Consider the following 12,630-nt stretch of genomic DNA (forward strand, 5'->3'; position numbering starts at 1 on the left):
ACCCTGCGGAGACATTCGGCAATCCGAAAATCAGGCCTCCGGCGAGAGCGCGCTGTGGGGCGTGCCCTGATAATACGCGAGCGCCACCATCAGCGACTGCACCAGGCAAAGCGTGGCGGACTGCGAGCGGAAGGCGTCTACCTGCGCCTCTTTCACCACAAAACAGAGATCGCTAAACGTGGCGAATGGGCTAATTTGGCTGTCCGTGATCACTATCTGGCGAGCGCCCGCCTGGGCGGCAATTTCACTCACCATCAGCGTCTCTTCGGCATACGGGGAGAAGCTTATCGACACCACAATATCTTTCGCTTTCACCCGGTTAACCTGCTCTCGCAGCATGCCGCCAAGCCCGTCCAGCAGCACGGCGCGGCAATCCAGATGGCTCAGAGCGTAGGTCAGATAAGCCGCCACGCTAAAGGAGCGGCGCAGGCCGACAACGTAGATCGTGTCTGCTTCGGCCAGCAATTCCACGGCACGCTGCAGCATTTCCGGTTCGGTACGGGCGGCCAGCTGCTGCAGGGCCTGAGCATTTGAGCGGGCAAACTCCTGCAAAATATCCAGCGGGGTTTCCGGCACGGCTTCGCTGCCCAGCTCACGGAACAGCCTCGCCCGATCGGTATAGCTGGCCGTCTCTTCCACCAGATTCATGCGAAACAGCTGTTTCATTTCGTTGAACCCGCTGAAATCAAAGGCATTGGCAAAGCGGATAAGCGTTGAGGGCGGCACCTCCGCCCGTTCGGCAATGGCGGCTACGGTATCAAATGCCACGCTATTGGTGTTATCCAGCACGTAGCGGGAAACCTGCTGCAGCCTTTTGCTCAGGCCGTCGTAGCGGTCGCGGATCTGCTGCTGGAGTTCGCTCAGGGTTGTCGCGGTGGTCAATTTGCCATCCTCAAAAGTATTCGCTGAAACGTATTTAAGCGTAGTACTGGCAAAAATGAAACAGATGCACCAAAACTGGCGGGGGCTGAAACGACACTGACGTCTCAGTCTTTGCACCTCATTCTGCGGGTTAACATAAAAACGAAGTGTTGATCACAATAATCAACATTTATTTTATTTGAACTTAAAATGGAATGTTTGTTTCATATACAGTGTTCGGGAGACAACCCTAACAGCAAGAGGCCAGAGATGGAGACGGTAGCGAATTTTATCCACGGTGAATGCGTCGCGGGCGAAGGCCAGCGGGTACAGGCGATCTTTAACCCGGCGACCGGCGCGCAGATCCGCCAGGTCGCCATGAGCACGGCCAGGCAGACGGAGCAGGCCATTGCCGCTGCCCAGCAGGCGTTTCCAGGCTGGGCTCGCCAGTCTCCGCTCAAGCGCGCCCGCGTGATGTTCCGCTTTAAAAGCCTGCTTGAGGAACACATGGACGGCCTGGCGAAGCTCATCAGCGAAGAGCACGGCAAGGTTTATTCTGACGCGGTGGGCGAACTGACCCGCGGCCTTGAAGTGGTGGAATTCGCCTGCGGCATCCCGCATCTGCAAAAAGGTGAGCATTCGGCTAACGTGGGTACGGGCGTGGACAGCCATTCTCTGATGCAGCCGCTTGGCGTCTGTGCGGGGATCACGCCGTTTAATTTCCCGGCAATGGTGCCGATGTGGATGTTCCCTATCGCGCTGGCAACCGGGAATACCTTTGTGCTCAAACCGTCGGAAAAAGATCCGTCTCTGTCGCTGCGTCTGGCTCAGTTGCTGAAGGAAGCCGGGCTGCCGGACGGCGTGTTTAACGTGGTGCAGGGCGATAAAGAAGCCGTGGACGTATTGCTGACCGACCCAAGGATTCAGGCCGTTAGCTTTGTCGGCTCTACGCCGATTGCCGAATACATTTACCAGACCGCTTCTGCCCACGGCAAGCGCTGTCAGGCGCTGGGCGGGGCGAAAAACCACTGTATTTTGATGCCGGATGCCGATCTGGAGATGGCAACTAACGCCATTATGGGGGCGGCTTTTGGTGCCGCGGGGGAACGCTGCATGGCGCTTTCGGTGGTGGTTGCCGTGGGGGATGAAACCGCAGATGCGCTGTGTGCTGGGCTGGAAAAACAGCTTGCTACGCTGCGTGTGGGGCCGGGCCTTGGGCAGGAGCCGGAAAACGAAATGGGGCCGCTCATTTCTGCACCGCACCGGGCCAAAGTGCTGGGCTATATTGATAGCGGAGAGCAGCAGGGCGCGACGCTGCGCGTGGACGGTCGGGGCCTCAGGCTGGCAGGCCATGAAGGCGGCTATTTTGTTGGCCCAACGCTGTTTGACCATGTCACGCCTGAGATGACCATTTATAAAGAAGAGATTTTCGGCCCGGTACTGAGCGTGGTGCGCGTGCCGGATTACGCCAGCGCGCTGGAACTGATCAACAAGCACGAATACGGCAACGGCACGGCGATTTTTACCCGTGACGGTGGTACCGCAAGGCGATTCACCGAAGAAGTTCTGGTGGGCATGGTCGGCGTGAACGTGCCTATCCCGGTGCCGATGGCTTTCCACAGCTTTGGCGGCTGGAAGCGTTCTATCTTCGGGCCGCTGAACGTGCACGGCAGCGACGGCGTGCGTTTCTATACGCGGATGAAAACCGTCACCGCTCGCTGGCCGGAAACCAGCCATCAGCAAGGATCTGCATTCTCAATGCCGACGCTGGGCTAAGGGGAGGAAAGATGACCACACACCGCATGACCATGGCGCAGGCGCTGGTCAGGTTTTTAAACCAGCAGTACGTTGAAATCGACGGGCAGGAAGCGCCCTTTGTGGAAGGCGTAATGACCATTTTCGGGCACGGCAACGTGCTCGGGCTTGGGCAGGCGCTGGAGGAGGACCCCGGCCACCTGAAGGTGCATCAGGGCTGTAACGAACAGGGCATGGCGCATATCGCCACCGGCTTCGCTAAGCAACACCGGCGGCAGCGTATTTACGCCGTGACTTCATCCGTGGGGCCGGGGGCAGCCAATATGGTGACTGCCGCCGCAACGGCCACCGCCAACCGTATTCCGCTTCTGCTCTTGCCCGGCGATATTTACGCCAGCCGCCAGCCGGACCCGGTGCTCCAGCAAATCGAGCAGTTTCATGACCTGAGCATTAGCACCAACGACTGCTTCCGGCCGGTGTCCCGTTACTGGGACAGAATCAACCGCCCGGAACAGCTGATGAGCGCCATGATTAGCGCCATGCGAGTGCTTACTAACCCTGCGGATACCGGCGCGGTAACGATTTGCCTGCCGCAGGATGTGCAGGGTGAAGCCTGGGATTATCCGCAAAGCTTCTTTGCCCGGCGAGTGCACCATATCGAGCGGCGTCCGCCGGATGAAAATCGGCTACATGCCGCGCTAAAGCTCATTGCCAGCAAGCGTCGTCCACTGGTTATTTGCGGCGGTGGGGTTCGCTATTCCGGCGCGCATCAGGTTTTTCAGGATTTTGTGGAACGCTTCGGGCTACCGTTTGCCGAAACCCAGGCCGGAAAAGGTGCGCTTGTAAGCGAGCACTCACTTAATCTGGGAGGCCTCGGCGTGACGGGCGGCCTGGCGGCTAACCTACTGGCCCCGCAGGCGGATTTAATCATCGGCGTAGGCACCCGGCTGACCGACTTTACCACCGGCTCTAAATCGCTGTTTTCACCCGAGGCTGAGTACCTGCTGCTAAACGTAGCCGAATTCGACGCCCTGAAGCTGGACGCCACGCCGCTGGTGGCCGATGCCCGGATTGGGCTAGAGCAGTTGACTGCCGGGCTGCATCAGGCTGGCTATCACGCCGCCTGGCAGAACGAAGCTGCTAACGCTCAAGCGGCCTGGCGCGAGGAGTGCCAGCGGCTGTGGACTCGGCAATGGCAGGCGGGAGAAGTCCCTGAAGTGGCGGGCCATCTGGACGAAACGTTGCAGGAATACAGCCGTGAGCTAGGTACGTCATTGACTCAAACCCGCGTGCTGGGCCTGGTGAATCAGCATATTGAAGACGACGCTATCGTGGTGGGCGCGGCGGGTTCGCTGCCGGGGGATTTACAGCGCCTGTGGCAGGTAAAAACGCCGGACAGCTATCACCTCGAATACGGCTATTCGTGTATGGGCTACGAGATTGCCGCGGCGGTTGGGGCAAAGCTCGCGAAGCCGCAGCAGCCAGTGTATGCGATGGTGGGGGACGGTTCTTACCTGATGCTGCATTCCGAGCTGCAAACCGCCGTGCAGGAAGGGATAAAAATCACCATTCTGCTGTTCGATAATGCCGGGTTCGGCTGCATCAATAACCTGCAGATGGGCCACGGCATGGGCAGTTTTGGTACCGAAAACCGCCATCGAAATCCACACAGCGGCAGGCTGGATGGCCCGCTGGTGAAGGTCGATTTTGCCCAAAATGCCGAAAGCTACGGCTGCAAAGCCTGGCGGGTCAATAGCGAGGCGGAGCTGCTTGCCGCGCTGGAGGCATCCCGGCATGAGCCTGGGCCAACGCTGCTGGATATCAAAGTGCTGCCTAAAACTATGACCCACGACTACCAAGCCTGGTGGCGCACCGGAGACGCTCAGGTTGCTCGCTCGAGCACGGTGGCCGATGCCGCTGAACAAACCGCCGCTAAGCTCAAAAACGCCCGTCAGTACTAACCCTTCAGCATTCCGCTGGACTGTCTGGCGGAATGTTTATTTCATTTTTGCTTTATTCTCTTCTCGTACTGGAGCATGGGCGCGCTCTTCCTCTCAAATCCCTTCTCTGTGCAGGTTTTAATTCATTCGGCGTTGTGATTTTGCTAACAAAATACAGCCGATAAATTATCAAAATGTTAACCTCTGCGCAAAAATGAAACTTTCACTCTGCATTAAAATGAAATAAATGTTTTATTTAAGGCGTCGTTATTCAGCTGCATGTGAAAGCCGGAAGATCCGGCTCATGACCCTACTGCAACACCACTTTCGGGAGCCGCCATGTTTAACATTGCTTTACTGGGCGCGGGCCGTATCGGCCAAATCCACGCCGCCAATATTGCCGCCCATCCCCATTCCACCCTCTGGTCCGTTGTCGATCCTAATGCAGAAAACGCCGTGCGCATTGCCGAAAAATACCAGGCGCGCCAGCAGAGCGTTGCCGAGGCGATGAGCGACCCGGAGGTTCATGCGGTGCTGATCGCCTCGGCGACCGACACTCACGCTGACCTGATTGAGCTTGCCGCCAAACACGGCAAAGCGATCTTCTGTGAAAAGCCGGTGCATTTGGATCTGGCCCGCGTGCGCGACTGCCTGAAAGTGGTGAAAGCTCATAATGTGCCGCTGTTTATCGGCTTTAACCGCCGCTTTGACCCTCAGTTCCGCAAGCTGAAAAACGAAGCGCTACAGGGGCGCATCGGCACGCCGGAATCGCTGGTGATTATCTCCCGCGACCCGTCGCCGCCGCCCGCTGAATATGTGCGTGTCTCCGGCGGCATGTTCCGCGACATGACCATTCACGACTTTGATATGGCTCGCTTCATCATGGGCGAAGAGCCGGTGGCCGTGTATGCCCAGGGCAGCAATCTGGTAGATCCGGCGATTGGTGAGGCAGGCGACATCGACACTGCTTTTATCGTCCTGAAATATGCCTCCGGGGCGCTGGCGACCATTGTGAACAGCCGCCGCTCGGCCTATGGCTACGACCAGCGTCTGGAGCTGCACGGCGCTAAGGGCCTGCTAACAGCGGGCAATATCCTGGAAAACCAGGTTCAATTCTTTGGCGACGGCGGGAACACCAGCGCGTTGCCAGAACACTTCTTCCTCCAGCGCTACAAAGATGCCTACGCCGCCGAATGGCAGCACTTTGTTGCCGTCCTGCGCGGCGAGGCCAAACCCGAGTGCAGCGGCGATGACGGTGAACGCGCCCTGTACCTGGCCGACAAGGCGCTGGAGTCACTGCGTAGCCAGCGCGAAGTTGCTTTGTAACCTCCGAAGACCCTACACGTAGAAGAGAGATAACAATGAAAAAGCTGATCCTCGCCGCCCTCATCGCCCTGACCACGGCTCCGGCGCTGGCCGAAAACGAACAGATTGTTTTTAGCACCCCCAACCTTGCGATGCCGTTTGAAGTGCATATGCAGCGCACCGCCGTGCAGGCCGCCAAAGAGATGGGCGTCAAGCTGCAGGTTCTCGACAGCCAGGGCAGCTCTCCTAAGCAGGTCGCGGACCTGGAAAACGCCATCACCCGTGGCGCTCAGGGCTTTATCGTTTCGCCAAACGACGTTAACGCCGTGTCGAGCGCGGTAGGGGAAATTCAGGATGCCAAGCTGCCGGTGGTGACACTCGACCGCTCGGTTGTTAGCGATAAGCCGGTGCCGCACTTTGGTGCCAACAACTATAAAGGCGGCCAGGCGGTGGCGGACTTTGTGAAAGCCAAATTCCCTGACGGCGCGGACATCGTGCTGCTGACCGGGCAGCCTGGCTCCTCCTCCAATATCGAACGTACTAAAGGGATCCGCGATGGTCTGAAAGCCGGGGGCGATAAATACAAGATCGTCGCCGATCAGACCGGGAACTGGATGCGTTCCGAAGGCATGCGCATCGTTGAAAGCGTTCTGCCGTCTCTGCCGAAAAAGCCTCAGGTGATCCTCTCCGCCAACGACGATATGGCGCTCGGCGCGATTGAAGCGCTGCAGGGCCAGGGCATGAAGCCGGGTGAAGTGCTGGTGACCGGCTTTGACGCAGTGCCGGAAGCGCTGGCCCGCGTACGCGATGGCTGGATGGCGGCAACCGCCGATCAGCGCCCTGGTTTTGCGGTGAAAACGGCGATGAGCCAGCTGGTGGCCAACATCCGCGAGAAGAAGGCGATTACCGGGGCAGATTACGCGCCCACGATGATCACCAAAGATAACCTCGATCAAGCAGAGCGTATCGGCGAAGCCGGCAAATAAATCTGAACGTGCCCGTCCGCCTGCGGGCGGGCGCAACAGAGGAGCAGTCTGATGTCGCAACCTTTACTGAAAGTGACCGACCTGGCGAAGAGTTTCTCCGGCGTTTGGGCGTTAAGCAGCGCGCAGCTCAGCGTCGGGCAGGGGGAAATCCATGCCCTGCTGGGGGAAAACGGCGCGGGAAAATCCACGCTGCTGAAGGCGCTGGCCGGGGCGCAGCCGCAAACGCGCGGTGAGATCTGGTTCAACGGTGAAACGCTTTCTGCGGATGACTCGCCGGTAGCGCGCCAGAACAAAGGCATTATCACGATTTATCAAGAATTTAACCTGCTGCCCAATATGACGGTGGCGGAAAACATGTTTCTTGGCCGCGAGCCGCGCCGCCGCAACCTGATCGTCGACAGCAAAGCGGTGAACCAGGAAGCGCAGGTCATTCTGGATTATTTGCAGCTCAACGTTGCGCCGACGACCGCCGTGGCCCGCCTGAGCGTTGCCCAGCAGCAAATGGTGGAGATTGCCAGGGCGCTGACGCTGAACGCCCGGCTGATCATTATGGATGAGCCATCCGCTGCCCTGAGCGACAGCGAAGTTGAGAGCCTGCACCGCGTGGTGCGCGAGCTGAAAGGCCGTGGCGTCAGCATTATTTATGTGACTCATCGCCTGCATGAAGTCTTCCAGCTTTGTGACCGTTTCACCGTGTTTCAGGATGGCCGCTATACCGGCTCCGGCGACGTGGCGGGCACCAACGTGGAGCAAATTATTCGCCTGATGGTCGGCCGAGACGTGGTGTTTAACCGCCGCGATGCCAGCCTCACGCACCATGCAGACAAGCCCATCCGCCTGGCGGTGAAGGGGCTGAGCCGTGAAAAGCCGCCGCTTGATCCACACGGCATTGCGTTGAAAGACATCAGTTTCCACGTGCACGCCGGAGAAGTGTTGGGCATCGCCGGACTGGTAGGTGCCGGGCGGACCGAGGTTGCTCGCTGCCTGTTTGGCGCAGACAAATTCACCACCGGCAGCTTCGAGCTGGACGGCAAACCTTACCGGCCTCAAAACCCGATGCACGCGCTGGACCAGGGCATCGCGCTGGTGCCGGAAGATCGTAAAAAAGAAGGGGCGGTGCTGGGCCTGTCGATCCGCGACAACCTGTCGCTCTCCAGCCTTTCGTCCCTGCTGAGCTGGCGCTATTTCGTTAGCCCGCGTAAAGAAGATGCGCTGATTGAGTCCTACCGGCAGGCGCTGCAAATCAAAATGGTTAACGCCGAACAGGAGGTGCGCAAGCTCTCCGGCGGGAACCAGCAAAAAGTGATCCTGGCGCGCTGTATGGCGCTGAATCCAAGGGTGTTGATCGTCGACGAGCCGACTCGCGGCATTGACGTAGGCACGAAATCTGAAGTGCATCAGGTGCTGTTTGATATGGCTAAGCGAGGCGTGGCGATGATCGTGATCTCTTCCGACCTGCCGGAAATTCTCGCGGTGTCGGATCGGATCATCACCCTCAGTGAAGGGCGAGTGACCGGCGAACTGCACGGCGACGAAGCCAACGAAGAACGGCTGATGACCCTGATGGCCATCAACCATAGCGCCTTAAGCGCCGCATAACGGGGGAGCCCATGACGCAGATGATTACCAAAAGCCAGACGCCGGCAAAAAGTGCCTCACGCTTCGATCCGATCGCTTTCTTCGAGCGCTTCGGGGTGCTGATCTTCATGTTCCTGCTGCTGATCTTCTTCCAGTCGCAGAACAGCAACTTCCTGTCCGAACGTAATATTTTCAACATCCTGACCGAGGTTTCTATCTACGGGATCATCGCGGTGGGCATGACCTTTGTCATTCTCACGGCGGGTATCGATCTGTCGGTGGGTTCGATCCTGGCCGTGTGCGCGATGACCGCAGCCTACGTGATCAAGGGGGATAACTTTACCACTGTCGATCCGAACGCCTGGGGCGGCTTTAGCTGGCTGCTGGGGTTGGGGATTTGCCTGGCGCTCGGCACGCTGATTGGGTTCCTGCACGGTCTGGGCGTCACTCGGCTGCGTCTGCCGCCGTTCATTGTCACGCTGGGCGGGATGACTATCTGGCGCGGCCTGACGCTGGTGATCAACGACGGCGCGCCAATTGCCGGGTTTGATGCCGGCTACCGCTGGTGGGGACGCGGCGAAATGCTCGGCATCTCGATACCTATCTGGATCTTCGCCATCGTCTCGATTCTGGGCTATCTGGCGCTGCATAAAACTCGCTGGGGGCGCTTTGTGTATGCCATCGGCGGCAACCCGGAAGCGGCTCGCCTCGCCGGGGTTAACGTGAGGCGCGTGCTGGTTAGCGTGTATGTGGTGATTGGCTGTCTTGCCGGGCTGGCGGGCTTTGTGCTCAGCGCCCGATTGGGCAGCGCTGAAGCGGTAGCGGGGATCTCCTTCGAGCTGCGCGTTATCGCCTCGGTGGTGATCGGCGGGACATCGCTGATGGGCGGCTACGGGCGGATCAGCGGCACGATCATCGGCGCCATCATCATGGGGATCCTGATTAATGGCCTGGTGCTGATGAACGTGTCGGCCTACTACCAGCAGATCATTACCGGGCTGATTATCGTACTGGCGGTGGCGTTTGATACTTACGCCAAGAACCGGCGCGGCGCGCTGTAGGGATTGCCCCTCATCCTAACCCTCTCCCATTCAGGGAGAGGGCTGGGGTGAGGGTACAAAGGCTGGTCACGACTTCAGGAACAACACATGAAAAAGGTCAGAATTGGTTTAATCGGCACCGGCTACATCGGCAAAGCCCACGCCATCGCCTACGCCCAGGCGCCGACGGTCTTTGACCTGCAGGGCGAACTGGTGCGTGAAATGGTAGCGGAAGTCACGTCGGAGCTGGCGGCAAAACGCGCCGCGGCGTTTGGGTTTAATCGCTCCACCGGCGACTGGCGCGAACTGGTGGCGGACCCGAACATTGACGTGGTGGACATTTGTTCCCCAAACCACCTGCATAAAGAGATGGCGCTGGAAGCTATTCGCCACGGCAAGCACGTCTATTCAGAAAAGCCGCTGGCGCTTAACGCCCGCGACGCACGCCTGATGGTGGATGCTGCCGATTTGGCTGGAGTGAAGACATTGGTCGGCTTCAACTACATGAAGAACCCGACGGCGCAGCTGGCAAAGCAGATCATTGCACGCGGTGAGATCGGGGAAGTGATCCATTTCTACGGTACCCACAATGAAGACTATATGGCCGATCCGCTTTCGCCGATCCACTGGCACTGTTTCAAAGAAACCGCCGGGCTTGGCGCGCTGGGGGATCTGGCGGCGCACATCGTCAATATGGCGCAGTACCTGGTGGGCGATATCCACGAAGTCTGCGGTGACCTGAAAATCGTGGTGCCGGAGCGCCCGGCTTCCGCTGGCAGCAGCGAGATGATCGCCGTGGAAAACGAAGATCAGGCCCACGCGATGGTGCGTTTTGAAGGCGGCGCCCAGGGCGTGATCGAAACATCACGTGTCGCCAGCGGTAGAAAAATGGGGCTGACCTGGACAATCACCGGCACGAAAGGGGCGTTGAGCTTTACCCAGGAACGCATGGCGGAGCTGAAACTTTATCTGCAAAGCGATCCCGAAGGCCGCCAGGGGTTCCGCACGCTGCTGGTTGGTCCGGCTCACCCGGATTACGGCTCGTTCTGTATGGGGGCGGGGCACGGCATTGGCTTTAACGATCAAAAAACGGTGGAAGTACGCGATCTGATCGACGGCATTGCCACTGATAAGCCGATGTGGCCGGACTTTGAAGAGGGCTGGAAGGTGTCGCGCATTCTCGACGCTATCGCCCTGTCACACCAGCAGGGGCGCTGGGTCAACGTATCTGACATTGTCTGAGGACGAAGCATGAAAGAAAAGCAGTTGGATCTGATTTGCATGGGGCGGGTCGCGGTAGATCTCTACAGCCAGCAGATTGGTGCGCGGCTGGAAGATGCCAGCAGCTTCGCCCGTTATCTTGGCGGCTCCTCCGGCAATGTGGCCTACGGTACCGCTCGCCAGGGGCTGAAATCTTCTATGCTGGCGCGCGTTGGCGACGAGCACATGGGGCGCTTTCTGCGCGAAGAACTTAGCCAGGTCGGCTGCGACACCAGCCATTTAATTACCGACAAAGAGCGGCTGACGGCGCTAGTGCTGCTGGGCATCAAAGATCGCGACACTTTCCCGCTGATTTTTTACCGCGACAACTGCGCGGATATGGCGATTACGGCGGACGATTTCAGCGAAGAGTACATTGCCTCTGCCCGCTGCCTGGCGATTACCGGCACGCACCTCTCAAACCCGTGTACCCGTGAGGCGGTGCTGACTGCGCTGAGCTATGCCCGCCGGAACGATGTTCGCACCGTGCTGGATATTGATTATCGCCCGGTGCTGTGGGGGCTGACTTCCCTCGGCGACGGCGAGACGCGCTTTGTTGAAGCCGAACAGGTCACAACCCAGCTGCAAACGGTTCTGCATCTTTTTGATGTGATTGTCGGCACCGAAGAAGAATTCCACATTGCCGGCGGGTCAATCGACACGCTCGCGGCACTGAAAAAAGTGCGACAGAACACCGAGGCGACGCTGGTCTGTAAGCGTGGAGCGCAAGGTTGTTCCGTGTTCCTCGGACTGATTCCTGACTCGCTGGATGGCGGAATAAACGTCAGCGGCGTGCGCGTGGAAGTGCTTAACGTGCTGGGCGCGGGGGACGCGTTCATGTCCGGCCTGCTGCGCGGCTACCTCAATGACGAAGGCTGGGAGCAGGCCTGCCGCTATGCCAATGCCTGCGGTGCACTGGTGGTTTCACGCCATGGCTGCGCCCCGGCGATGCCAAGCAAAATTGAGCTGGATGATTACCTTTCGCGTGAACATCAGGTGCCTCGCCCGGATCTCGACGCACGCCTGAATCACCTGCACCGCGTCACCACGCGTCGACGCCAGTGGCCGGAACTCTGCGTGATGGCGTTCGATCACCGCAGCCAACTGGAAGAGATGGCGCTGAAAAGCGGCGCGGATTTACGCCGTATCCCGATGCTTAAACAATTGATTTTACAGGCTAGTCGCGAAGCCGCTCAGCGTGCCGAGCTGGAGGGCAAAGCCGGGCTGTTGTGCGACGGCACCTTCGGCCAGGACGCGCTGAATTCCATCACCGGTGAAGGCTGGTGGATCGGTCGCCCGATTGAGCTGCCAGGGTCACGCCCGTTGGAAATGGAACACGGCAACATCGGTTCGCAGCTGATTAGCTGGCCGCAGGAACACATTGTTAAGTGCCTGGTCTTTTTCCACCCGGAAGATGCCCACGCTCTGCGTCTGGAGCAGGAGCAGAAGATTGCCGAAGTGTACCGCGCCTGCTGCCAGTCGGGCCACGAGCTGCTGCTGGAAGTTATCCTCCCGGCGAATATGCCGCGCAGCGACGAGCTTTATCTCAGAGCCGTTTCCCGCTTCTACAACCTCGGTATCTACCCGGACTGGTGGAAGCTGCCGCCGCTGAGCAACGCTGGCTGGGCGGCCCTGAGCGAGCTGGTGGGTAAACGCGATCCCCACTGCCGCGGCGTGGTGATCCTCGGCCTGGATGCCCCGATAGAGGTGCTGCGTGATGGCTTCAATGCCGCCGCTAATTACCCGATTGTGAAAGGCTTTGCGGTAGGGCGCACGCTGTTTGGCGAAGCTTCGCAGGCCTGGTTAAAACGCGACATCGACGATGCGCAGCTGGTGGCGCGCATCCGTGACAATTACCTGCGGCTGATCGCCCTGTGGCGCGAGCGCGGCCAGCATAAACAATAA

9 protein-coding genes are annotated in these 12,630 nt (G+C 59.0%); 8 read left to right on the forward strand and 1 reads right to left on the reverse strand.

Going from position 1 to position 12,630, the window contains the following annotated elements:
• Positions 1-30 precede the first annotated feature (30 nt).
• Positions 31-882 carry a MurR/RpiR family transcriptional regulator gene (locus ACREYP_RS02665; protein ID WP_336818884.1) on the reverse strand — a complete coding sequence of 284 codons (852 nt, stop codon included), beginning with the start codon at positions 880-882 and terminating at the stop codon, positions 31-33.
• Positions 883-1,131: 249 nt separating this feature from the next.
• Between ACREYP_RS02665 and ACREYP_RS02670 the strand changes: the two genes are divergently transcribed.
• The 8 genes from ACREYP_RS02670 (at position 1,132) to ACREYP_RS02705 (ending at position 12,630) form a co-directional block, all read left to right on the forward strand.
• Positions 1,132-2,637 (forward strand): CoA-acylating methylmalonate-semialdehyde dehydrogenase, encoded by a 1,506-nt coding sequence (locus tag ACREYP_RS02670; protein WP_008457016.1) that lies wholly within the window; start codon positions 1,132-1,134, stop codon positions 2,635-2,637.
• 11 nt (positions 2,638-2,648) lie between these two features.
• Positions 2,649-4,577: a 3D-(3,5/4)-trihydroxycyclohexane-1,2-dione acylhydrolase (decyclizing) gene (gene iolD, locus ACREYP_RS02675; RefSeq protein ID WP_498881089.1), complete on the forward strand. Its 1,929-nt coding sequence runs from the start codon at positions 2,649-2,651 to the stop codon at positions 4,575-4,577.
• Positions 4,578-4,895: 318 nt separating this feature from the next.
• The gene (gene iolG, locus ACREYP_RS02680) at positions 4,896-5,882 is read left to right on the forward strand and encodes an inositol 2-dehydrogenase (protein ID WP_336818886.1); all 987 of its coding nucleotides are present in this window, start codon (positions 4,896-4,898) and stop codon (positions 5,880-5,882) included.
• Positions 5,883-5,917: 35 nt separating this feature from the next.
• Entirely contained in the window at positions 5,918-6,847 is a 930-nt protein-coding gene (locus ACREYP_RS02685) for a sugar ABC transporter substrate-binding protein (RefSeq protein WP_008457022.1), read from the forward strand.
• Positions 6,848-6,898: 51 nt separating this feature from the next.
• Positions 6,899-8,446 (forward strand): sugar ABC transporter ATP-binding protein, encoded by a 1,548-nt coding sequence (locus ACREYP_RS02690; protein WP_498881090.1) that lies wholly within the window; start codon positions 6,899-6,901, stop codon positions 8,444-8,446.
• An 11-nt stretch (positions 8,447-8,457) separates the two neighbouring features.
• The gene (locus ACREYP_RS02695; protein ID WP_008457026.1) at positions 8,458-9,486 is read left to right on the forward strand and encodes an ABC transporter permease; all 1,029 of its coding nucleotides are present in this window, start codon (positions 8,458-8,460) and stop codon (positions 9,484-9,486) included.
• An 87-nt stretch (positions 9,487-9,573) separates the two neighbouring features.
• Positions 9,574-10,707, forward strand: coding sequence for a Gfo/Idh/MocA family protein (locus ACREYP_RS02700; protein WP_336818888.1), 1,134 nt, complete (start codon positions 9,574-9,576; stop codon positions 10,705-10,707).
• A gap of 9 nt (positions 10,708-10,716) precedes the next feature.
• A complete protein-coding gene (locus tag ACREYP_RS02705) occupies positions 10,717-12,630 on the forward strand; it encodes a bifunctional 5-dehydro-2-deoxygluconokinase/5-dehydro-2-deoxyphosphogluconate aldolase (protein ID WP_336818889.1) in 1,914 nt (637 codons plus the stop codon).

The sequence above is a fragment of the Enterobacter sp. TMH.L2 genome (assembly GCF_050847315.1).
Classification (GTDB): Bacteria; Pseudomonadota; Gammaproteobacteria; order Enterobacterales; family Enterobacteriaceae; genus Cedecea.